This window comes from Streptomyces cyaneofuscatus, assembly GCF_000718135.1.
Classification (GTDB): domain Bacteria; phylum Actinomycetota; class Actinomycetes; order Streptomycetales; family Streptomycetaceae; genus Streptomyces; species Streptomyces cyaneofuscatus.
Genome location: NZ_JOEM01000034.1, coordinates 13,026 through 35,286 on the forward strand (window position 1 = coordinate 13,026; position 22,261 = coordinate 35,286).

The 22,261-nt window shown below is 72.4% G+C and carries 21 protein-coding genes; 12 read left to right on the forward strand and 9 right to left on the reverse strand.

What is annotated here, in order from left to right; all coding sequences use genetic code 11:
* The first annotated feature begins 53 nt into the window (after window positions 1-53).
* The 7 genes from IF17_RS0134430 to IF17_RS0134460 all read left to right on the forward strand — a co-directional run bounded on the left by IF17_RS0134430 (window position 54) and on the right by IF17_RS0134460 (window position 5,305).
* Window positions 54-857 (forward strand): helix-turn-helix domain-containing protein, encoded by an 804-nt coding sequence (locus tag IF17_RS0134430; protein ID WP_030574890.1) that lies wholly within the window; start codon window positions 54-56, stop codon window positions 855-857.
* A gap of 158 nt (window positions 858-1,015) precedes the next feature.
* Window positions 1,016-2,497 carry a 30S ribosomal protein S12 methylthiotransferase RimO gene (gene rimO, locus IF17_RS0134435; protein WP_030574893.1) on the forward strand — a complete coding sequence of 494 codons (1,482 nt, stop codon included), beginning with the start codon at window positions 1,016-1,018 and terminating at the stop codon, window positions 2,495-2,497.
* Window positions 2,494-3,351 (forward strand): CDP-diacylglycerol--glycerol-3-phosphate 3-phosphatidyltransferase, encoded by an 858-nt coding sequence (gene pgsA / locus IF17_RS0134440; protein WP_030574895.1) that lies wholly within the window; start codon window positions 2,494-2,496, stop codon window positions 3,349-3,351. The genes rimO and pgsA overlap by 4 nt, the downstream gene beginning before the upstream one ends.
* Window positions 3,352-3,374: 23 nt before the next feature.
* Entirely contained in the window at window positions 3,375-3,866 is a 492-nt protein-coding gene (locus tag IF17_RS0134445) for a CinA family protein (RefSeq protein ID WP_030574897.1), read from the forward strand.
* A gap of 109 nt (window positions 3,867-3,975) precedes the next feature.
* A complete protein-coding gene (locus tag IF17_RS0134450; protein ID WP_003965837.1) occupies window positions 3,976-4,359 on the forward strand; it encodes a helix-turn-helix domain-containing protein in 384 nt (127 codons plus the stop codon).
* Between the two features lie 268 nt (window positions 4,360-4,627).
* Entirely contained in the window at window positions 4,628-5,098 is a 471-nt protein-coding gene (locus IF17_RS0134455) for a Dps family protein (protein WP_026242283.1), read from the forward strand.
* Between the two features lie 36 nt (window positions 5,099-5,134).
* Window positions 5,135-5,305 carry a CsbD family protein gene (locus IF17_RS0134460; RefSeq protein WP_030574899.1) on the forward strand — a complete coding sequence of 57 codons (171 nt, stop codon included), beginning with the start codon at window positions 5,135-5,137 and terminating at the stop codon, window positions 5,303-5,305.
* A 476-nt stretch (window positions 5,306-5,781) separates the two neighbouring features.
* Here the strand turns inward: IF17_RS0134460 and IF17_RS0134465 are convergent, their stop codons facing one another.
* The 3 genes from IF17_RS0134465 to IF17_RS0134475 form a co-directional block, all read right to left on the reverse strand.
* Entirely contained in the window at window positions 5,782-6,555 is a 774-nt protein-coding gene (locus IF17_RS0134465; protein WP_030574902.1) for an SDR family NAD(P)-dependent oxidoreductase, read from the reverse strand.
* Window positions 6,556-6,614: 59 nt separating this feature from the next.
* Window positions 6,615-7,466, reverse strand: coding sequence for an Fpg/Nei family DNA glycosylase (locus IF17_RS0134470; RefSeq protein ID WP_030574904.1), 852 nt, complete (start codon window positions 7,464-7,466; stop codon window positions 6,615-6,617).
* A 100-nt stretch (window positions 7,467-7,566) separates the two neighbouring features.
* Window positions 7,567-12,261 carry an Lhr family ATP-dependent helicase gene (locus IF17_RS0134475; RefSeq protein WP_030574907.1) on the reverse strand — a complete coding sequence of 1,565 codons (4,695 nt, stop codon included), beginning with the start codon at window positions 12,259-12,261 and terminating at the stop codon, window positions 7,567-7,569.
* Window positions 12,262-12,363: 102 nt separating this feature from the next.
* Between IF17_RS0134475 and IF17_RS0134480 the strand changes: the two genes are divergently transcribed.
* The 3 genes from IF17_RS0134480 to IF17_RS0134490 all read left to right on the forward strand — a co-directional run bounded on the left by IF17_RS0134480 (window position 12,364) and on the right by IF17_RS0134490 (window position 14,497).
* Window positions 12,364-13,221 carry an AraC family transcriptional regulator gene (locus IF17_RS0134480; protein WP_030574909.1) on the forward strand — a complete coding sequence of 286 codons (858 nt, stop codon included), beginning with the start codon at window positions 12,364-12,366 and terminating at the stop codon, window positions 13,219-13,221.
* A gap of 122 nt (window positions 13,222-13,343) precedes the next feature.
* The gene (locus IF17_RS0134485) at window positions 13,344-14,195 is read left to right on the forward strand and encodes an AzlC family ABC transporter permease (protein WP_030574912.1); all 852 of its coding nucleotides are present in this window, start codon (window positions 13,344-13,346) and stop codon (window positions 14,193-14,195) included.
* Complete coding sequence (locus IF17_RS0134490) at window positions 14,192-14,497, forward strand: AzlD domain-containing protein (RefSeq protein WP_030574914.1); 306 nt, start codon at window positions 14,192-14,194, stop codon at window positions 14,495-14,497. The genes IF17_RS0134485 and IF17_RS0134490 overlap by 4 nt, the downstream gene beginning before the upstream one ends.
* 14 nt (window positions 14,498-14,511) lie before the next feature.
* On the opposite strand, the gene IF17_RS0134495 is transcribed toward IF17_RS0134490, so the two are convergent.
* Complete coding sequence (locus IF17_RS0134495) at window positions 14,512-15,426, reverse strand: hypothetical protein (RefSeq protein WP_030574916.1); 915 nt, start codon at window positions 15,424-15,426, stop codon at window positions 14,512-14,514.
* An 80-nt stretch (window positions 15,427-15,506) separates the two neighbouring features.
* Between IF17_RS0134495 and IF17_RS0134500 the strand changes: the two genes are divergently transcribed.
* Window positions 15,507-15,701 (forward strand): DUF3046 domain-containing protein, encoded by a 195-nt coding sequence (locus IF17_RS0134500; protein WP_030574919.1) that lies wholly within the window; start codon window positions 15,507-15,509, stop codon window positions 15,699-15,701.
* A gap of 194 nt (window positions 15,702-15,895) precedes the next feature.
* Window positions 15,896-17,044 carry an AI-2E family transporter gene (locus IF17_RS0134505; RefSeq protein WP_032773033.1) on the forward strand — a complete coding sequence of 383 codons (1,149 nt, stop codon included), beginning with the start codon at window positions 15,896-15,898 and terminating at the stop codon, window positions 17,042-17,044.
* Between the two features lie 55 nt (window positions 17,045-17,099).
* Here IF17_RS0134505 and IF17_RS0134510 read toward each other — a convergent pair whose 3' ends face one another.
* From IF17_RS0134510 to IF17_RS0134530, 5 genes are all read right to left on the reverse strand, one after another.
* Window positions 17,100-17,876: a cytochrome d ubiquinol oxidase subunit II gene (locus tag IF17_RS0134510; RefSeq protein ID WP_030574924.1), complete on the reverse strand. Its 777-nt coding sequence runs from the start codon at window positions 17,874-17,876 to the stop codon at window positions 17,100-17,102.
* A 9-nt stretch (window positions 17,877-17,885) separates the two neighbouring features.
* Window positions 17,886-19,175, reverse strand: coding sequence for a cytochrome ubiquinol oxidase subunit I (locus IF17_RS0134515; RefSeq protein ID WP_030574926.1), 1,290 nt, complete (start codon window positions 19,173-19,175; stop codon window positions 17,886-17,888).
* A gap of 167 nt (window positions 19,176-19,342) precedes the next feature.
* Window positions 19,343-20,008, reverse strand: a complete 666-nt coding sequence (locus tag IF17_RS0134520; RefSeq protein ID WP_030574929.1) for a response regulator — start codon at window positions 20,006-20,008, stop codon at window positions 19,343-19,345.
* The gene (locus IF17_RS0134525) at window positions 20,005-21,210 is read right to left on the reverse strand and encodes a sensor histidine kinase (RefSeq protein WP_051884204.1); all 1,206 of its coding nucleotides are present in this window, start codon (window positions 21,208-21,210) and stop codon (window positions 20,005-20,007) included. Before IF17_RS0134525 ends, IF17_RS0134520 begins: the two co-directional genes overlap by 4 nt.
* Before the next feature lie 52 nt (window positions 21,211-21,262).
* Window positions 21,263-22,252, reverse strand: coding sequence for an SDR family oxidoreductase (locus IF17_RS0134530; RefSeq protein ID WP_076968961.1), 990 nt, complete (start codon window positions 22,250-22,252; stop codon window positions 21,263-21,265).
* Window positions 22,253-22,261 lie beyond the last annotated feature (9 nt).

Below are 22,261 nucleotides of genomic sequence, written 5' to 3' on the forward strand. Positions count from 1 at the left end.
ACCCCCCCTAGACTGAACATCCAGCAGGTGGCTCACGCTCGAAAGGCGCCCCCGTGTCCATCGGCAACTCCCCCGAAGACGACCGGCCTTCGATCGGTCGTGCCCTTCAGCAGGCTCGTATCGCCGCAGGTCTGACGGTCGAGGAAGTCAGCAGCTCCACCCGGGTGCGCATCCCCATCGTGCACGCGATCGAGGAGGACGACTTCTCGCGCTGTGGCGGCGACGTCTACGCACGCGGCCACATCCGCAACATCGCCCGTGCCGTCGGTATCGACCCGGAACCTCTGGTCGAGCGTTACGACGGAGACCACGGCGGCCGTCCCGCACCGACCCCCGCGGCTCCGCTGTTCGATGCGGAGCGCATCCGTTCCGAACCGCGGCGGCCCAACTGGACCGCGGCCATGGTCGCGGCCATCGTCGCCGTCATCGGCTTCGTCGGCTTCACCCTCTTCAACGGTGGCGACGACAAGCCTTCGAACACCGCCACGGTCGCGGAGGGCTCCAAGCCCGACAAGACCGCGGCCAAACCCACCACCACCAAGCCGGCCGACCCTGCGCCCGTGCCGTCCGAGAGTGCCATCGCCGCCGCCCCCCGGGACAAGGTGACGGTCAAGCTCGGCGCGAGCCAGGGCAAGAGCTGGATCTCCGTCAAGGACCACAACGGCCGGCTGCTCTTCGACGGGCTGCTGCTCGAAGGTGAGTCCAAGACCTTCCAGGACAAGGAGCGCATCGACCTCGTCCTCGGCAACGCCGGGGCGATCGAGCTCTTCGTGAACGGGAAGAAGCTGCAGGACCGTTTCGAGCCGGGTCAGGTCGAACGGCTCACGTACACCAAGGGTGACCCCGAGGCCGGCTGACCCCGCGCCTTCCCACCCCTTCGACGGGCGTCCGGCCTCGTGCCGGGCGCCCGTCGGCGTTCTGCGCACCTTGCGCGCCTGCTACGGGGAGTAACAGGCGGAGGGGCAGGCAACCCTGCTCGGCGGGAGGGCCGCCGGGACGAAGTAGTCTTGAGTCCATGCCCGAACGCCGTACCGTCGCCCTTGTCACTCTTGGCTGCGCCCGTAACGAGGTGGACTCGGAGGAGCTTGCAGGCCGCTTGGCAGCGGACGGCTGGGACCTCGTCGAGGACGCCTCGGACGCGGATGTCGCAGTCGTCAACACCTGTGGGTTCGTCGAAGCCGCCAAGAAGGACTCCGTCGACGCCCTGCTCGAAGCCAACGATCTCAAGGACCACGGCCGCACCCAGGCCGTCGTCGCCGTCGGCTGCATGGCCGAGCGCTACGGCAAGGACCTCGCCGAGGCCTTGCCGGAAGCGGACGGCGTCCTCGGATTCGACGACTACGCCGACATCTCCGACCGGCTCCAGACCATCCTCAACGGCGGCATCCACGCCTCGCACACCCCGCGCGACCGCCGCAAGCTGCTCCCGATCAGCCCCGCCGAGCGGCAGGACGCCGCCGTGGCGCTGCCCGGCCACGCCCAGGAGATGCCCGCCCCGGCCCCCGCGGACCTGCCGGAAGGTGTCGCTCCGGTCTCCGGGCCGCGCGCCCCGCTGCGCCGCCGGCTCGGCACCAGCCCCGTCGCCTCGGTGAAGCTCGCCTCCGGCTGCGACCGCCGCTGCTCCTTCTGCGCCATCCCCTCCTTCCGCGGCTCCTTCATCTCCCGCCGTCCCTCGGACGTGCTCCAGGAGACCCGCTGGCTGGCCGAGCAGGGCGTCAAGGAGGTCATGCTCGTCTCCGAGAACAACACCTCGTACGGCAAGGACCTCGGCGACATCCGCCTCCTGGAGACCCTGTTGCCCGAGCTGGCCGACGTGGACGGTATCGAGCGGATCCGGGTCAGCTACCTCCAGCCCGCCGAGATGCGCCCCGGTCTCATCGACGTCCTCACCTCGACGCCGAAGGTCGCCCCGTACTTCGACCTCTCCTTCCAGCACTCCTCCCCGAGCGTGCTGCGTACGATGCGCCGCTTCGGTGACACCGACCGCTTCCTGGAGCTCCTGGACACCATCCGGAGCAAGGCCCCCGAGGCAGGCGCCCGGTCCAACTTCATCGTCGGGTTCCCCGGTGAGACCGAGGCGGACCTCGCCGAGCTGGAACGCTTCCTCACCGGCGCGCGCCTGGATGCCATCGGCGTCTTCGGCTACTCCGACGAGGAGGGCACCGAGGCCGTCGGCTACGAGAACAAGCTCGACGCCGACACCATCGCCGAGCGGCTCGCCCACATCTCCCAGCTGGCCGAGGAGCTGACCTCGCAGCGGGCCGAGGAGCGCGTCGGCGAGACCCTCCAGGTGCTCGTGGAGTCCATCGAGTCGGACGAGGACGGCGAGGTCGCGATCGGCCGCGCCGCGCACCAGGCCCCGGAAACGGACGGCCAGGTGGTCTTCACCACACGCGAGGGACTCGTGCCGGGCCGTATGGTCGAGGCAAAGGCAGTGGGCACCGAGGGCGTCGACCTGGTGGCCGAACACCACGAGCTTGCGGAGGCGGCCAGATGACGGGAGCCCCGGCATCCGCGGCAGGCGGTTCCGGCGCGAAGCCGGTCCGCGGCGGCAAGCTGGGCACCGCGGCCGTCAACCAGGCCAGCCTCTGGAACATCGCCAACATCCTGACCATGGTGCGGCTGCTGCTCGTCCCCGGCTTCGTGCTGCTGCTGTTCCACAACGGCGGGTACGACCCGGTCTGGCGCTCTTTCGCCTGGGCGGCCTTCGCCATCGCCATGATCACCGACCTGTTCGACGGTCATCTGGCGCGGGCGTACAACCTGGTCACGGACTTCGGGAAGATCGCCGACCCGATCGCCGACAAAGCGATCATGGGTGCCGCGCTGGTCTCCCTCTCCGTCCTGGGCGACCTGCCGTGGTGGATCACCGGGGTGATCCTCGCCCGTGAGCTGGGCATCACGCTGATGCGGTTCTGGGTGATCCGGCACGCGGTGATCCCGGCCAGCAGAGGCGGCAAGCTGAAGACCCTGGCGCAGGGGACGGCGGCCGGGATGTACGTCCTGGTGCTCACCGGACCCCTGGCCACCCTGCGCTTCTGGATGATGATGGTGGCCGTCGTGCTGACGGTCGTCACCGGTCTCGACTACGTACGCCAGGCCGTCGTCCTGCGCCGCAGGAGCCTCGCCGCCGAGCGGGCCGCCGTGGGCCGGACCGCGGAGGCGCTGAACGAGGCGGCCGGGTCTCCTGGTGCCGTTGCGGCGGACGCCGGTGCCTCTGGTGCGACGGACGCCGGTGCCGCCGGTGTGACGGATGCCGGTGTTCCCGGGGCGGCGGTGCGGGTCTCCGGTGGTTCGACGGCTGTGGAGCCCGCCGTGCGCGCGCGTGACGGCGCGGAGGCCGAGCGGTGACAGCCGCTGCCGTTGCTGCCCGGGTGCTGGAGCTGCTCGTGGAGCGCGGTGAGACGCTCGCCGTCGCCGAATCGCTGACGGGCGGCCTGGTGGCGGCCGAGCTCACCTCCGTACCCGGTGCCTCCCGGTCCTTCCGGGGATCGGTCACGGCGTACGCCACGGCCCTCAAGGGCGAGATCCTCGGCGTGGACGGGACCCTGCTGGCGGAGCGCGGGGCGGTCGATCCCGAGGTCGCGGGGCAGATGGCGGCCGGGGTGCGCCGTACCCTGGGCGCGGACTGGGGTGTCGCCACGACCGGCGTCGCGGGCCCGGAACCGCAGGACGGGCAGCCCGTCGGGACGGTCTACGTGGCCGTCGCGGGACCTTCCGGCGTCGAGAAAGTGTCCGCTCTGCGATTGAATGGTTCGAGGGCGGACATCCGTAGAGAGAGTGTACGAAGCGCCCTCGATCTGCTGGCCGGCGAACTCGGAGAGAATGCGCGGGCACAGGATACGGAACAGATCGGGGGGAATTGATGTTTGCAGCCCTGAGTGAACACGACATCGCTCCCCGCACGGCCGCAGCACAAGGCGGTACGGTAGGGCGTGAAGGATGCGGCTACGCGGTCCGAGGAGGGAGCCACCGATGATTCTGCTCCGTCGCCTGCTGGGTGACGTGCTGCGTCGGCAGCGCCAGCGCCAAGGCCGTACTCTGCGCGAAGTCTCCTCGTCCGCCCGGGTCTCGCTCGGTTATCTGTCCGAGGTGGAGCGGGGGCAGAAGGAGGCATCCTCCGAGCTGCTCTCCGCGATTTGCGACGCGCTTGACGTACGGATGTCCGAGCTCATGCGGGAAGTGAGCGACGAGCTCTCGCTCGCCGAGCTGGCCGAGTCGGCAGCTGCCAGTGATCCGGTCCCAGTACCGGTTCGTCCCATGCTCAATTCCGTCTCCGTGTCGTCGGTCGCAGGAGTGCCGTCGGGACGGGTGACCATCAAGGCGCCCGCGGAAGCGGTGGACGTCGTCGCCGCCTGACCCGCGCGCGGCAACAGTGCTCGACCGGAGTCCCGGTCGGTTCCTACAGGGGCCGGCCGGGACTTTCGCGTGTGCGGCTCTCCTGTGTCCCTTCGCGTGCGGCTTTCGTGTGGTGCTTTCGTGTGTGAGGCGCGAGGAAGCGGGCAGACGGAGGTTGAGGCCAACATGACTGTTTTGTTTCTTTTGTGCCATCGTGAGTGATGCGCCGAAACGGTCAGCGAAACGCCTGACGACGGTCAGCAGTACGCCTGACGGATGGGAGTTGTGCATGTCTGTGGTGAAGAGCCCACTGTCCGAGAGCGATCTCAAGCTCGTCGGAGAAGCGCTGCAAGGCGCGCTGGTCGATCTGGTCGACCTCTCCCTCGTGGCGAAGCAGATCCACTGGAACGTGGTCGGCCCGCGCTTCCGGTCCGTGCACCTCCAGCTCGACGACGTGGTCGTCACGGCCCGGCAGCACTCCGACACGGTCGCCGAGCGAGCCTCCGCGATCGGGGTCAACCCGGACGGCCGCTCCGCGACCGTGGCCAAGGAGACCGCCATCCGGTCCGTCCCCGAAGGCTGGATCAAGGACACCGACGCCGTGAAGGCGCTCGTGGACGCCCTGGGTGTGGTCATCGGCCGGATGCGGGAGCGCATCGAGGTGACCGACGCGCCGGATCCCGTCACCCAGGACATCCTGATCTCACTGACAGCAGACCTCGAAAAGCACGCCTGGATGTTCCAGGCCGAAAGTGCCTGAGCGGAAGGAACCGACATCGTGACTGGTGACAACGCCATGGACAAGCTCAAGGGCAAGGGCAAGGAGGCCGTCGGCAAGCTGACCGGCGACCGCCGCAAGGAGTCCGAGGGCAAGGCCGACCAGGCCAAGGCCTCGGCCAAGGACAAGGTCGACGGGGCCGGCGACCGCGCGAAGGGCGTCACGGACTCGCTCCGCGACGACAAGTAGCGGCCGGTGGCGCCTCGCGCCCCCCTGCCCCGAGTGCCCCCGCCGGTCATCGGCGGGGGCACTCGGGGTTTGGGGGCGGGTGCCCCTTCGGTCGTCCGTTCTGGATGCAGTGGTGCCGCTGCCAGGGGAAACTGCCCGAAAGGACGTCGGCCGCAGGAGGGCAGCGATGGTACGGCGGTGGATACCGGCGCTGGTCCTCGGCGGGTTGTGGTGGTGGGCGGTGCTGCGGCTGGTGCTCCAGCCGGAGCAGGCCGGTGCGGTGGAGGGGGCGGTGGCGGCCGGGGGCTGGGGGCTGAGCCTGCTGCCGGTCCATGTGGCGTCGGGGGTCTCGGGTGTCCTCGGAGGTTCGTCGGGGGGTGTGGGGGAGCCGGTCGGGTATGCGGGGCCGGAGGGGGAGGCTTCACGGGGCCGGCCACGGCGGCTTGCGGCGGCCCCTGGACGGCTCGTGGTGGCCTCGGGGCGGCTTGTGGCGGGCCTCACCAGGGCATGGCGACGCCGCCGTTCGGGCGGAGGATCTGGCCGGTCATGAAAGCCGACGCCTCGGACGCCAGGTGCAGCACGGTGTGGGCGACGTCCTCGGGTTCGCCGACCCGGCCCAGCGGCGAGATCCGGGCCATGGTGGCCACCGTCCGTTGCTGCTGTCCGGCTCCGTGCCGGTCGGTCATCGGCGTACGGATCCAGCCCGGGGCCACCGCATTCACCCGTATGGCGTGCGGGCCCAGCTCGGTGGCGAGCGTCTTCGTGAGCTGGACCACGGCCGCCTTCGCCGCGCTGTAGCAGAGCAGGCCCGCGGTCGCGAAGTCCACGGCGCCGGACGCCATCGTGATCAGCGAACCGGGCGCGGAGCGGGCGATCATGGAGCGGGCGACCTCCTGGCAGGCGTACAGCACCCCCTTGAAATTGACCGCCAGCACCCGGTCCAGGTCGTCGTCCTCCGTCTCCAGGACGCTGCTGGTGTGCATGATCCCGGCCACGGCGACCAGGATGTCCACCTCTCCCGCCGCCCGGACGGCCGCGCGGACCCCGTCCCGGTCGGTGACGTGGAGCGGGTGGGTGCGGGCAGAGCCGCCCGCGCTCGTGATCACCTCGTACGTCCTCCGCAGGCCGGTCTCGTCGCGGTCGGCGCAGTGGACCGTGGCTCCGGCCTCGGCCAGCAGTACGGCGCAGGCCCGGCCGATACCGCTCGCGGCGCCGGTGATGAACGCGGAGCGGCCCGTGAGGTCGTACGCGTCGTACGCGGAGAGGGGCATGACGGGACCGTACGGCTGGACCTGACGGGTCGTCAACTGGCGTGCGGACCTTGAACTGTTCAGGGCGTCGGGCCCGCTTGGCAGGCCGGGCACCAGTACGTGGGCCGGTCCTCCTGGTCGATCTTCCGGATCGGGGTGCCGCAGCGCAGGCAGGGGCGGCCTCCCCGGCCGTAGACGTAGAGGGGCTCTGGCACCCGGAGGGGCCGGACAGGCCTTCCGGCGGGTGCGGGGGGCGGCGTGCCCGGGCGGGGGCGGCGCTCGGCTCGGATGGTGGTGGTGCGGGTGGGGCGGTCGCGGTTGGCGTCGAGGAGGCGGTGGGCCAGGGCGACCAGCCGGGGGAGGGTTCCGTCGGGGAGGGCGCCGACGGGGAGCCAGGGGGTGACGCGGGCCAGGAAGCACAGCTCGCATTTGTAGACATTGCCGATGCCCGCGAGGTTGCGCTGGTCCAGGAGGGCCTCGCCGAGGGGGCGGTCGGGTGCGGCGAGGAGGCGTTCCACGGCGAGGTAGGGGTCCCAGTCCGGGCCCAGCAGGTCCGGTCCGAGGTGGCCGACGGCCTTGCTCTCCTCGCTGGTGCGCAGCAGTTCGAGGACGGGGAGGCGGTAGCCGACGGCGGTGTGGTCGGTGTTGGTCAGGACCGCGCGGATCTGGTGGCCGGGGCCGCCGCGCCAGCGCTCGCCCGGTGCGTAGATCCGCCAGGCCCCGTCCATCCGGAGGTGGCTGTGCAGGGTCAGCCCGCCCTCGACCCGGGTCAGCAGGTGCTTGCCGCGTGCGGTGACGTCGAGGACGGTGCGGCCGCTGAGGTCGGCAGTGGCGAACCGGGGGACGCGCAGGTCGGCGTGGGTCAGGACCCGCCCTGCCAGCGCTGCGTGCAGCCGGGCGGCGGTCTGCAGGACGGTGTCTCCTTCGGGCATACCTCCATGATGGGCCCGGCGGGCCGGTTGGGCTCCCGCCTGCCGGGTCATGCTCTCGGGCCCTCAGACCTCAGACCTCAGATCTCATGTCTCAGACCTCTCATGCCCTCAGGCGCAGGCCTCTCGGGGTGGCGAGGAAGCCGGCCGCCTCCAGGGTCCGGCCCAGCGGGGAGGTGAGGGAGGAGGCCCCGTTGGTCCGCTCCACCGTCACGGTGCCGAGTGCTCCGGCGCGGGCGGACGCGGCCAGGGCCTCGGCCGCCGCCAGGAGCGCCGGGGACTCGGGGTCGGTGGGCCAGGCGAGCAGGGACTTGCCGCCGCGCTCCATGTAGAGGGTGAGCTCGCCGTCGACGAGGACCACCAGGGCCCCCGCCTTGCGCCCCGGCTTATGGCCTGCGCCGTCCGGGGACTCCGGCCACGGCAGGGCGGCGCCGTACGCGTTGGCCGGGTCGGCGGCGGCGAGCACCAGGGCCTGGGGGGCGGTGCCCGGGTCCCGGCGGTCGCGGGCCGTGGCTGCTGCCCGCACCCGGTCCACCGCCCCGTCCATCGCGAACTGGGCGGCCCCGAGGCCCTCCACCACGTAGCCCCGCCGGGCCTGCCCGCTGTCCTCGAAGGCGGCCAGGATGCGGTACGTCGCGGAGAAGCCGCCCTCCACTCCTTCGGCCTGCACCGCGCCGCGGGTGACCACGCCGTGCCGGTCGAGGAGGGTGCGGGCCAGGGCGTGGGCGCGGTGGGTCGGCTCCGGCTCGCGCGGGGGCAGCAGGGACCAGCGGCCCGAGACCGTCGGGGGGCCGGTGCGGGAGGCGGGCCGGGCGGCCGCGGTGAGGGATCCGTACCGCCCGCGGGGCACGTTGCGTCTGGCCCGATGGGCGGTGGAGCCCGCTGTCCGGCCGGAGCCGAGGAGGGAGCGCAGCGGGGCGAGGGTGTCGTTGGTGAGCCTGCCCGACCAGGCCAGCTCCCAGAGGGCGTCGGCGAGCTGCTGGTCGGAGGCGTCCGGGTGGGTGGTGGCGCGGACCTGGTCGGCGATCTGCCGGAAGAAGAGGCCGTACCCGCCGGAGAGGGTGGTGAGCAGGGACTCGTGGAGCGCCGACAGCTCCAAGGGGTGCGGGGCGGGCAGGAGCAGGGGTGCGCTGTCGGCGGGGTAGAGGGAGAGCCAGCCGTCCTTGCCGGGCAGTGCTCCCGCTCCGGCCCAGACGACCTCGCCCGTGGTCGTCAGCTCGTCGAGCATCGCCGGGGTGTAGCCCATCACCCGGCTCGGCAGGATCAGCTTCTCCAGGGCCGAGGCGGGGACGGGCGCCCCCTGGAGCTGTTCGACGGCGCGGGCCAGCCCGTCGATGCCACGCAGGCGGTGGGAGCCGAAGTGCTGCCACTGAGGGAGGAAGGAGGCGAGCGCGGCAGGCTCCACCGGCTCCAGCTCCTGGCGGAGCGCGGCCAGCGAACGGCGGCGGAGCCGGCGCAGCACGGTGGCGTCGCACCACTCCTGGCCGATGCCCGCCGGGTGGAACTCGCCCTGGACGGTCCGGCCGGAGGCGGCGAGCCGTTGCAGCGCGCCGTCCGTGACGGCGGTGCCGAGGCCGAACCGCTCGGCGGCCCGGGCGGCGGTGAACGGGCCGTGGGTGCGGGCGAAGCGGGCGAGGAGATCGCCGAGGGGGTCCTTCACCGGCTCGGTGAACGCCTCGGGGACACCGACCGGGAGCGCGGTGCCCAGGGCGTCGCGCAGCCTCCCGGCGTCCTCGATCGCCGCCCAGTGGTCCGCCCCGGCGATCCGGACCTGGATGGCCCGGCGGGTCGTGGCCAGCTCCGGCGCCCAGGAGGGCTCGGCACCCCGCTCGGCCAGCTCGGCGTCGGTCAGGGGGCCGAGCACGCGCAGCAGGTCGGCGACGCCTTCGACGTCCTTGATCCGGCGCTCCTCGGTGAGCCACTGGAGCTCCCGCTCCAGCTCGGTGAGGACCTCGGGGTCGAGCAGCTCGCGCAGCTCCGCCTGGCCCAGCAGCTCGGCCAGGAGGTGGGAGTCCAGGGAGAGTGCGGCGGCCCGCCGCTCGGCGAGCGGTGAGTCGCCCTCGTACAGGAACTGGGCGACGTAACCGAAGAGGAGGGAGCGGGCGAACGGGGAGGGCTCCTGGGTGGTGACCTCGACCAGGCGGACCCGGCGCGCCTCCAGGTCACCCATCAGCTCGGTGAGCCCGGGGACGTCGAAGACGTCCTGGAGGCACTCGCGGACGGCCTCCAGGACGATCGGGAACGAACCGAACTCGGAGGCCACCTGGAGCAGCTGGGATGCGCGCTGACGCTGCTGCCAGAGCGGGGTGCGCTTGCCGGGGGAGCGGCGGGGCAGCAGCAGGGCGCGGGCGGCGCACTCCCGGAAACGGGCGGCGAACAGCGCGGACCCGCCGACCTGGTCGGTGACGATCTGCTGCACCTCGCCCTGGTCGAAGACCACATCGGTGGCACCGACCGGGGGCTGCTCGCTGTCGTACGAAAAGGTCTGTGGGGTCGCTCCGTCGTTCGCCGCGTCCCCGGCGGGCGGGGCGTCGAAGTCGAGCAGGTCCAGGCCCATCATGTCCGCGTCGGGGAGCCGCAGCACGATCCCGTCGTCGGCGTGCATGACCTGGGCGTCCATCCCGTACCGCTCACCGAGGCGGGCGGAGAGGGCGAGCGCCCAGGGGGCGTGCACCTGGGCGCCGAAGGGGGAGTGGACGACGACCCGCCAGTCGCCCAGCTCGTCGCGGAACCGCTCGACCAGGATCGTCCGGTCGTCCGGGACATGGCCGCAGGCCCGGCGCTGCTCGTCCAGGTAGGCCAGGATGTTGTCCGCCGCCCAGGCGTCCAGCCCGGCGGCGAGCAGCCGGAGCCGGGCGTCCTCCTCGGAGAGGCCGCCGATCTCGCGGAGGAACGCCCCCAGGGCGCGGCCGAGCTCCAGGGGGCGGCCCAGCTGGTCGCCCTTCCAGAACGGCAGCCTTCCCGGGACGCCCGGGGCGGGGGAGACGAGGACCCGGTCCCGGGTGATGTCCTCGATCCGCCAGGACGTGGTGCCCAGGGTGAAGACGTCGCCGACGCGGGACTCGTAGACCATCTCCTCATCCAGCTCGCCGACCCGGCCGCCGCCCTTCTTCGGGTCCGCGCCGGCCAGGAAGACCCCGAAGAGGCCGCGGTCCGGAATGGTGCCGCCCGAGGTGACGGCGAGCCGCTGCGCGCCGGGGCGGCCCGTGACCGTACCGCCGACCCGGTCCCAGACGACCCGGGGGCGCAGCTCCGCGAAGGCGTCGGAGGGATAGCGGCCGGCGAGCATGTCGAGCACGGCGGTGAACGCCGACTCGGGAAGCGAGGCGAACGGGGCGGCCCGGCGGACCAGGGCCAGCAGGTCGTCCGCCTGCCAGCTGTCCAGCGCCACCATGGCGACCAGCTGCTGGGCCAGGACGTCCAGCGGGTTGGACGGGATGCGGAGCGCCTCGATCGCCCCGGTCCGCATCCGCTCGGTGACGACGGCGGCCTGCACCAGGTCGCCGCGGTACTTCGGGAAGACCACGCCGGTGGAGACCGCGCCCACCTGGTGCCCGGCCCGGCCGACCCGCTGGAGGCCGGAGGCGACGGAGGGCGGGGACTCGACCTGGACCACCAGGTCGACGGCGCCCATGTCGATGCCGAGCTCCAGGCTGGAGGTGGCCACCACGGCGGGCAGTCTCCCCGCCTTCAGGTCCTCCTCCACCTGGGCCCGCTGCTCCTTGGAGACCGACCCGTGGTGGGCGCGGGCCAGCAGGGCGGGGGCGCCCCGGGCCGCGCCGGACTGGGCCATGACCTCGGCGGGGGCGTGCGCCTCCGGCAGGTCGAGAGCGGGGTTGTCCGGGTTGTCGGGGTCGAAGGCGGTGCCGGTGGCCCGCTCGTACGCGATCTCGTTGAGCCGGTTGCACAGGCGCTCCGCCAGCCGGCGGGAGTTGGCGAAGACGATGGTGGAGCGGTGCGACTGGACGAGGTCGGCGATGCGCTCCTCGACATGCGGCCAGATCGACGGCTTCTCCGCCTGCGCGGCGTCCCCGTCGGTGGCGGGGGAGCCGCCCAGCTCGCCCAGGTCCTCGACCGGGACCACCACCGAGAGGTCGAACTCCTTGGTGGACGGCGGCTGGACGATTTCCACCTTGCGCTGCGGCGACAGGAACCGGGCGACCTCGTCGACCGGCCGGACCGTCGCGGAGAGCCCGATACGGCGGGCGGGCCGGGGCAGCAGCTCGTCCAGGCGCTCCAGGGAGAGCGCGAGATGGGCGCCGCGCTTCGTCCCGGCGACCGCGTGCACCTCGTCGAGGATCACCGTCTCGACGCCCGCGAGCGCGTCCCGGGCGGAGGACGTGAGCATCAGGAACAGCGATTCGGGTGTGGTGATCAGGATGTCCGGCGGCCGGGTCACCAGGGAGCGCCGCTCGGCGGGCGGGGTGTCACCGGACCGGATGCCCACCCGCACCTCCGGCTCAGGGAGGCCGAGCCGCACCGACTCCTGGCGGATGCCGGTGAGCGGCGAGCGCAGATTGCGCTCCACGTCGACGGCGAGCGCCTTGAGCGGGGACACGTACAGCACGCGGCAGCGTTTCTTCGCCTCGGCGGGCGGCGGACCGGAGGCCAGCCGGTCCAGTGAGGCGAGGAACGCGGCCAGCGTCTTGCCGGAACCGGTCGGCGCGACCACCAGCACATCGCTGCCCTCGCCGATGGCACGCCAGGCACCCTCCTGCGCGGCGGTGGGCGCGCTGAAGGCGCCGGCGAACCAGCTGCGGGTCGCGGGCGAGAAGGCGTCGAGAGCTGAGCCGGTCATGTCCCCCATCGTGCACCCCGCCACTGACAACGGGCCCGCGACACCGCCCGGAGCCGCCCCCTCACCCTGCGGCGCACCGCCGGGACCTGCGAGAATGTGGCCATGGCGGGAGCGGATCGGGCGAAGGAGTGGGCACGCCACTGGACGTACGCGGAGCTGCCCGACCTCGACCTCCTGCGCGCCCGGTACGTCCGCCACACCTTCCCCCGGCACAGCCACGAGGGGTACGTGTTCGGCGCGGTCACCGGCGGGGTGGAGGACGTGGGGCTGCCGGGCGGCATGGTGCACGCGATCCCCGGCACCGTCGTGATGATCAACCCGGAGGTGCCGCACACCGCCCGTCCCGGACGGCCCGAGGGCTGGACGTACGACACGCTCTACCCCTCCTCCCAGGTCGTCAACGACATCGCGGCCGACGTGACGCACCTGCGCGGCACGGTGGGGTTCGGCGAGACGCGGGTGACCGACCCGTACGCCGCCCGGCTGATCACCCAGGTGCACCGGGCCGCGGAGGAGGGCAACGCGCTGGCCGCCGACACCCTGCTGCGGGTCCTGGTCGTCCGCCTGCTCACCCGGCACGGCAGCTCGCTCCCCGGCGTGACGCCCCGGGCCGGGGGCGCGCGGGACGCCGAACGCGCCCGCCGCGCGCTGGAGGGGCGGATGGACGCGCCGCCCACCCTGGAGACGCTCGCCGCCGAGCTGGGCACCAGCCCGTTCGCGCTCCTGAGGGCCTTCAAGAAGGAGTACGGGATGCCACCGCACACCTGGCTCACCGACGCCCGGGTGCGGCGCGCCCGCCGCCTCCTCGACGAGGGCATCGCCCCCGCCGAGGCCGCGGTCGCCGTCGGCTTCACCGACCAGCCGCACCTCAACCGGCATTTCACCCGGATCGTGGGGGTGCCGCCCGGCGCGTACCAGCGCGAGCGCGGCGTGTACCGGCGCGGGCAGGGCGTGTCCTAGGAGTGCGGGAAGTGTCCTAGGGGGTGCGGACGTGTCCTAGAAGCGCGGCACGTGCCCCAGGCGGTGCGAGGGCGCAAGAACGTACAAGACCCCGCCCCAGCCGTCCCCGTAACGTGCGGCGCGTGGCAGAACAGACAGCACCCCCAGAGAGCACCGGCGCGATCGGTGCCATATCCGTCGGGCCGCCCGGCTCGACGGCGCCCGGCGCCCCGCCGGACGGACCGCCCGGTACCTCACCGGGCAAGCCCGACGCGGCCGTCGTCCGGGACGCGCTCGCCGTCGGCATCGCCGTCGGGCTCTCCGGTTTCGCCTTCGGCGTCACCGCCGCCGGCTCCGGGCTCAGCCTGCTCCAGATCTGCGCCCTGAGCCTCTTCGTCTTCACCGGCGCCTCGCAGTTCGCCCTGGTCGGCGCGCTGGCAGCGGGCGGCAACCCGTACACCGCGGCGGCCGGAGCGTTCTTTCTGGGCGTCCGCAACGCCTTCTACGGCCTGCGGCTCTCCCAACTGCTGGCCCTTCCCCGCGCGCTGCGCCCCTTCGCCGCCCACTGGGTGATCGACGAGACGACCGCGGTGACCGTGGCCCAGCCCGACCGGCGGTCCGCGCGCCTGGGATTCACCGTCACCGGCCTCACCCTCTACGTGCTGTGGAATCTCACCACCCTGGTGGGTGCGATGGGAGCCGAGGCGCTGGGCGACACCGAGGCCTGGGGCCTGGACGCGGCGAGTCCCGCCGTCTTCCTCGCCCTGCTCGCCCCGATGCTCAGGAGCACCACCGAACGCGTCACCGCCGGTCTCGCCGTGCTGCTGGCCCTGACGCTGCTGCCCGTCCTGCCGGCCGGCGTGCCGGTCCTGCTGTCCGCGCTCGCGGCCCCCGTCGTCCTCTTCCTGATGGGACGGCGCAAGCGGGGACCGGCCGTGGAGAGCGGCACGACGTCGCGGGAGAAGACCGTAGAGAAGGGCGGACGGGACGCATGAACGTCTGGATAGCCATCGGACTGACCGCGGCGGGCTGCTACCTCGCCAAGTACGCGGGCCTGCTGGTCCCCGCCGGAGTGCTGGAGCGACCGCTCGTGCGGCGGATGGCGGTCCTGCTGCCCGTGGCGCTGCTGGCGGCCCTCACCGCCCAGCAGACCTTCGGCGACGGGCAGCAGCTCGTCCTGGACGCCCGGGCCGCCGGACTCGCCGCCGCGGCGCTCGCGCTGGTCCTGCGCGCTCCCTTCCTGGTGGTCGTCGGCGCGGCCGTGGTCGTCACGGCGGGCGTCCGCGTCCTGGGGTGAGCGGGGCTCCGGTCCTAGCCCGGGGGGCGGCCGTAGGCCCGTAACGTCTCCAGGGCTCTGAGCGTCACCAGGGGCCTCCCCTCCAGGGCGGTGCCCGGTGCCCATTGCCGCCAGTTCACCGGCCAGCCGCCGTCCTCCTGCTGCTCGGCCGCCAGATGGTCGAGCGAGCACTCCAGCTCCTCGTCGGTGAACCAGCGGCGGGCCAGTGACCCGGGCGTACGGGCGTAGTCGTGCGGGAAGTGGTGCTCGCCCGGTGCGTAGCCCGGCGCCACCGGGTACTCCGCCCGCCGGGCCGGATCGAGCACCGCGAGCCGCTGCCCGCGCACCATCCGGCCCAGCCGGTCCGCCGCCCGCTCGGCGCGGGCCCGGTCCGGCACCCCGTCCAGGAAGGCGATCGCGGCCTCGATCTCGTAGGGGTGCGACTGCTCCAGTGCGTCGACGGCGCTCCAGCAGAAGTCCGTCGCCCGGAACAGCCAGGCGTGCCACACCTCGTTGCGGTGCAGCAGTCCGACGATCGGACCGGTCGCGAGCAGTTCGGCGGGCGGGTCGTCGACCACGGGGACGAACGGGGCGGCGGGATATCCACGCCGGGTGGGGAGCAGCGCGGGAAGCGCCCCTTCTTTGGTCGACACGTCGCTCAGATAGCGGCAGATCCGCTCCACCCGCAGGCCGTCGCAGCGGCCGATGGAGTCGAGGACGCTGAGCGCGTGAGCGGCGTGCAGCGGCTGGCTGACCGGACCGCGAAGATCGGGTTCCAGCGCGTGGGCGTAGCCGCCGTCCTCGTTGCGGTAGGCGGCGAGGGCCGTCTCGACGGGGTCCGGGTCGCCGTCGAGGAAGCGGTGGGCGAACCTCCGCTGTTCGAGGACGCGGGCGGTGAGCCAGATGAAGTGCTCGGCTCGGACAAGGGGATGTGCTCCGGTTCCAGCCATGGACCGACCGTAGAGGGGAAAGGGGCCCTGGCACATGCCCCGCGGACCGGCTGCACTCTCAGGAGCGCGATACTGAGGGCATGCGGTTGACGATTTTCTGGGAGCGGATGGCGGACCACTTCGGCGCCGTGTACGCGGACTCCTTCGCCCGTGACCATGTGATGGCCGAACTCGGCGGCCGTACGGTGCATCAGGCGCTGGACGCGGGCTGGGACGCGAAGGACGTCTGGCGCGCGGTCTGCACGTCGATGGACGTGCCCGCGGACAAGCGCTGAGGCCTGCGGACGTCCTCGGCGGCCGGCGCTGACCTCCGCCGTTCCCCGGGCGTCTCCCGGCCGGGGGACCGGCTGTCGGTGGCGTAGGCGAGACTTGTCCCGTGTCATCGACAGACGAGACCGTTCCGCCCCGGCCGCCCGACGCCCCGCCCGCCGGGCCCCCCGCGCCACCGTCCGGCCCGGGGCCCGCCCGCATGCCGGGCTGGCTGCCGCGCGCGATGGTCCTGGCCCTGGCGCTCTACGCCTGCTTCCAGCTCGGCAGCTGGGCGTTCGACCAGGTCATCGGTTTGCTGACCAATGTGCTGATCGCCTTCTTCCTCGCGCTCGCCATCGAGCCCGCGGTGGGCCGGATGTCGGCGCGCGGGATGCGCCGGGGGCTGGCCACGTTCCTCGTCTTCATCGGCCTGATGATCTTCAGCGCCGGGTTCGTCGTCCTCCTGGGGTCGATGCTGGCCGGCCAGATCGTGGACATGGTCGACGACTTCCCCGAGTACATCGACTCGGTGATCAACTGGGTCAACCAGACCTTCCACACCGAGCTCTCCCGGGTCCAGGTCCAGGACAGCCTTCTGCACTCCGACTGGCTGCAGAAGTACGTCCAGAACAGCGCCACGGGGGTGCTCGACGTCTCCACCACGGTCCTCGGCGGGCTGTTCCGGCTGCTGACGATCTTCCTGTTCTCGTTCTACTTCGCGGCCGACGGCCCCCGGCTGCGCCGCGCGCTCTGCTCCGTACTGCCGCCGGCCCGCCAGACCGAGGTGCTGCGCGCCTGGGAGATCGCGGTCGACAAGACCGGCGGCTACATCTACTCGCGCGGCCTGATGGCACTGATCTCCGGCGTCGCGCACTACATCCTGCTGGTCGTCCTCGGCGTGCCCTACGCTCCGGCGCTCGCGGTCTGGGTGGGGCTCGTCTCCCAGTTCATCCCCACCATCGGTACGTATCTGGCGGGCGCCCTGCCGATGCTGATCGCCTTCACGGTCAACCCCTGGTACGCACTGTGGGTGCTGGGCTTCGTCGTGGTCTACCAGCAGTTCGAGAACTACGTCCTCCAGCCCAAGCTGACCGCCAGGACTGTCGACATCCACCCGGCGGTCGCGTTCGGTTCTGTGGTCGCGGGGACGGCCCTGCTGGGAGCCGTCGGCGCGCTGATCGCCATCCCCGCCGTCGCCACGCTCCAGGCGTTCCTGGGCGCCTACGTGAAGCGGTACGACGTCACCGACGACCCCCGGGTGCACGGCGGCCACCGACCGCGGCGCGGGGGGCCCGCCCTCTCCCGGATACGCCGGGCGCTGGGCGGGTCCGGCCGGACGGGCGGCGGAGGAGCGGGCGGACAGAGCTGAGCCGGAGGCGCTGCGTAGGTCGGAGGCACGGCCTGGGTCAGAGATACGGCCTGGGTCAGAGGTACGAGGGGTGCGTCACCCGGTGTCGGAAGGTGTGCCAGGTCCACGCCTGGGCGGCGACCAGCAGCGGGCAGAACGCGAGCAGGACGGGGACGAGCAGGGTGAGCGTCGCCCGGTCCGCCGCGTGCGCCGCCGGATGGAGTGCCGGACCCGCGAACAGCGGCAGGGCGCCCATCAGGACGGCGGTCAGGGTGAAGGACCTGCCCGCGCCGGTACGCCCGACGAGCCGGTGCGCGCGGGCCCAGGGCCGCCCGGTCAGCCGCAGGGCCGCGAAGCCCAGACCGTGTGCGGCGAACAGCGCGGCGACGGCGAGCGCGGTCACGGCCCCGACCGGGGTGGCGGCCGTACGCTCCGGCGTACCCGAGAAGAGCGCGGCCAGCAGCCAGCCCCAGGCCAGCGCCACCGCCCAGCTCCCGCACACCACCGCGCCGTCGCACCCCGCCCGCCACCGCCGCCCGCCGCCCCGCCCGCGCAGCCACAGCCCGGCGTCGCGCACCATCCACCCGGCGATCAGCGGCACGACCACGGTGAGCTGGGCGCTCAGCAGCTCGCCCTCCAGGACCGGGAAGCAGCCCACGAGCACGCCGGCGGTGGCGACCAGCCAGACCTCGTTGCCCAGGAAGAACGGCGCGAAGGCGGCGATCACCAGGCGTCGTTCGCCGTCGTCCCCGCCCAGGTACGGCAGCAGCATGCCGGTGCCGATGTCCGCACCGGCGAGGACGAAGTAGCCGGCGGCGAAGAAGGCGAGCAGGCAGACGGCCAGGGTGTCCACGACGGCTCCTCAGTAGCGGGGGGTGAAGGGCGGCGGCCCGGCGGTGGCGGGTTCCGCACGGGCCCGCTCGTCGTGGCCGAGCCCCGTCTCCACCGGCCCGAGACGCGCGTGCCGCAGGAGCAGCCATCCGTTGAGGACGGCCAGCGCCGCGAACAGCACGGTGAAGGTGATCAGCGAGGCGAGCATGGTGCCGGGGGAGTGGCCGGAGACGGCGTCCTCGGTCTTCAGCAGCCCGTACACCACCCAGGGCTGGCGGCCGGCCTCCCGGAAGACCCAGCCGCTGATCATCGCCAGGTAGGGCAGCGGCACGGCGGCCATCAGCACCACGTGCCAGAGCCGGAAGCGCTGAACCGCCTTGCGGAAGCAGGCGAGCACGACCCCGGCCAGGCTGAGGTACATCATCAGCGCGAACGCGATCAGCATCACCAGGGCGCCGCCCCGCGTCCACACCTCGGACGGGACGTAGTCGCCGGGGCCGAAACGGGTCACCATCTCCGCCTGGAGTTCGGCGATCTCCGCCCTCTTCCCGCTGAAGACAGCGGATTTCATCGGCTGCAGATCCGTCAGTGAGGCGAGCTGGACTCCGCCGAACCCCGCCGTGACCCACAGGGCAGGGAAGGAGACGAACACCCCGATGCGCAGACTCCGTACGAAGAACGCGACTTCGTCGGTGCGCCGGAAGAGGTGGTAGGCGCTGACGCCCGCCATGAAGAAGCCGGCCGTCAGCAGCGCACCGCCGAGGATGTGCCCGAAGGCCAGCAGGGAGCTGGGGTTGGTCAGCAGCGCCCCGGCGTCCGCGAGGACCAGCGTGCCGTCCTCGGTGCGGTGGCCCACGGGGTTGTTGAGGAAGCCGTTGGAGACGAGGATCCAGTACGCGGACACGCAGGCGGTCAGGGCGACGACCCAGATCGTCGCCAGATGGACCCAGCGGTTGAACCGGTGCCAGCCGAAGATCCACAGCCCCAGGAACGTCGACTCCACGAAGAACGCGACGATCGTCTCGACGGCCAGCGAGGCGCCGAAGACATTGCCCGCGTAGTGCGTCAACCCGCTCCAGCTCAGTCCGAACTGGAACTCCATCACCAGCCCGGTGATGATGCCGACCGCGTAGTTGATGACATACAGCTGGCCCCAGAAGCGCACCATACGTTGATGCGGCGCCCCATTGGTGACCGTGGCAGCTGTCTGGAGGCAGGCCACGACGAGCGCCATCCCCAGCGTCAGGGCGACGAAGAGGAAGTGGCCGCCCGCCGTGAGGGCGAACTGCAGCCGCGCGAGGTCGAGGGTCTCCGGATCCACCCCAGGAGCCTCGGGGCACGGTCCGGTGGCGCGCGTCGGCCCGGGGAGGACAACGGGCCTACCACGGGAGTTGTGGGCGCAGCCGTCCGCGTACTACGGAAGTTGACGCCTCGGGCTACGGAAGTTGACGCCTCGGGCCGGGCCCAGGACCACGCCCGGAACGTCGCTCAGGTCATCCAGCCGGGCGTGATCATGCCCGACTCGTAGGCAAGGATCACCAGCTGGGCCCGGTCGCGCACGCCGAGCTTCGTCATGATCCGGCTGACATGGGTCTTGGAGGTGGCGGGGCTGAGCACGAGCCGGGCGGCGATCTCGTCGTTGGAGAGCCCGGACCCGACCAGCCCCATGACCTCCAGCTCCCGCTCGGTCAGGGCGTTCAGGCGCGGGCTCGGCGAGGGCTGCTTCCGGCGGTTCGCGAACTCCGAGATCAGCCGCCGGGTCACGGCCGGGGCGATCAGGGCGTCACCCCGCGCCACCACCCGTACGCCGTGCAGGAGTTCCATCGGCTCGGTGTCCTTGACCAGGAAACCGGAGGCTCCGGCGCGCAGCGCTCCGTAGACGTGGTCGTCCATGTCGAAGGTCGTCAGGATGACGACCCGGACGGCCGCCAGCCGCGGGTCGGTGGTGATGCGGCGGGTGGCCTCCAGGCCGTCGGTGCCGGGCATCCGGATGTCCATCAGGACCACGTGCGGGCGCTGTTCGTGGGCCAGCGCGACGGCCTGTTCGCCGTCGGCCGCCTCGCCGACGACCTCGATGTCGTCCTCGCCGGACAGGATCGAGCGGAAGCCCGCCCGTACCAGCGTCTGATCGTCGGCCAGCACTACCCGGATCATCCGGTCCCCTCGATCGGCTCGGTCGGCAGCCGGGCGCTCACGCCGAAGCCCTCTGCGGTGTTCTGCGCCGTCAGCTCGCCGCCGAAGGCCCTGGCCCGCTCGGCCATGCCCCGGATGCCGCTGCCGGCCGGTGAGCCCTCCGGGGCGCCCTCTCCGTCGTCGTCGACCCGTACCCGTACGGCTCGTTCGTCGGTGTAGTCGACCGTCACCACCGCGCCGGTCGCCCGGGCGTGCCGGGTGACGTTCGTGAGCGACTCCTGCACGATCCGGTACGCCGCCAGGTCGACCGGGGGCGGCAGGGGGCGCCGTTCGCCCTCGGTGCGGAGGCGGACCTCGATGCCGGTGGAGCGGGCGCGTGCGACGAGTTCGTCCAGCCGGTCGAGCCCTGAGACGGGCGAGGTCGGGGCCGTCTCGTCGGGCTTGCGCAGCGCGCCGAGGGTGGAGCGCAGCTCGCGCAGCGCGTCCTTGCTGGTGGCCTTGACCGCCTCCAGGGCCTCCTCGGCGGCGGACAGGGCCGCGGCGGGCTCCGGCTTCTTGCTCAACTTGTGCAGGGCCGCGCCCGACTGGACGTTGATCAGCGAAATGCTGTGCCCCAGGACGTCGTGCAGCTCCCGGGCGATCCGCAGCCGCTCCTCGGTCGCGCTCTGCTCGGCCCGCGCCTCCTGCTCCCGCTCGGCGGCCAGCGCCCGCTGCTCCACCTCGCCGAGATAGGCGCTACGGGTCCACTGGGCCCGGCCCACGGCGACGAGGCTGACCAGCCAGCCCGCGAGCATGAACAGCGACATGTCGTCGATCTGCCGGTTGCCGTCGTGCTGGCGCGCCTCGCCGAAGCCTACGGCGATCAGGGTGACGACACCGAGGGCGACCGCGGCGGTGAACCGCCCCTCGGCGGCCGCCGTATAGAGCGCGAGCGCGAACGTGACCATAAGAGGACCGTCGTACACGGAAAGCGGGTAATAGACGACGCACACGGCCAGCGTCACGACGGCCACGGCGACGGGTGCGCGGCGGCGGAAGTACAGGGCGCCGCAGCCCACCGCGATGAGGGCCCAGCCGATCACCGTACGGTTCAGCGGCTCGCTCTCGTACCGCATGGTCAGCAGCGTCCAGACGACCACCAGCAGCGTGACGGCGGCGGCCACCCCGATGTCGGCCGTACGCGCGGACAGGCCGCCACCGCGTGGACCGGAAGGGAGGGACATGTCAGGAAGGATAGGCGTGGAGCGCGACACGGCGGTTGCCGGAGGTCAGCGGTCAGCGGTAGCCCGTGACGTCGGCGGGCAGCCCCGGGTCCTGGACCTCGGTCAGATACCGCCAGGCGTCGGGGCGGCTGCCGTCCACGTCGGTGAAGCCGTACACCTGGGCCAGCTGCCCGCTGGAGAGCGACCTGCCGTTCCAGCGCGCCACCTCCGGGTCGCGGGCGAGGGCGGCGACGGCCCGGCCCACATAGGCGGGGGACTCGGAGATCGCGAAGTGCGGCGCGTGCGCGATCGCGTCGCGCCAGGTGGCCTCGGTGACGCCGTGGGCCTGGAGCATCGCCTCGGAGCGCAGCCAGCCGGGGGTGAGCGCCACGGCGGTCGCACTGTGCGGCGCGAGCTCATGGGCGAGCGCGAAGGCCATCCGGTTCACGGCGGCCTTCGCCAGGTCGTAGAAGAAGGAGACGCGGTAGTTGTCCGCGTTGTACTCGTCCGTCCCGTCGGTCATCTCGACGACCAGGCCGCCCGGGGTCTCGATCAGCAGCGGCAGCGCGAAGTGACTGGTGATCGCGTGCGTGTCGACGGCCAGCCGCAGGGTGTGCAGCCCGGTGTCGAGGGACGACTCCCAGACCGACTTGTTCCACTCGATCCCGGCGCCCCAGATGTCGTTCACCAGGATGTGCAGGGCCCCCTGCTCGCCGGAGATACGGGCGACGAGCGCGCTGACCTGGTCGGGGACCAGATGGTCGACCTGGACGGCGATCCCGCGGCCGCCCGCCGCGTCGACCAGGGCCGCGGTCTCCTCGATCGTCTCGGGCCGGTCCATCTCGGAGCGCTCGGAGCCGCTCGTACGCCCGGTGACGTAGACGGTCGCCCCGGCGGCGCCGAGCTGTACGGCGATCCCGCGGCCCGCCCCGCGGGTGCCTCCGGCGACGAGCGCCACCCGGCCGGCGAGATCGGAGCCCGTGAGAGGTGCGCTGTCCGGTACGGGAGAGCTGTCCGGTACAGGGGAACTGTCCGGCGCTTCCGGTGTCGAAGAGGGTCCCATATCGCCTTA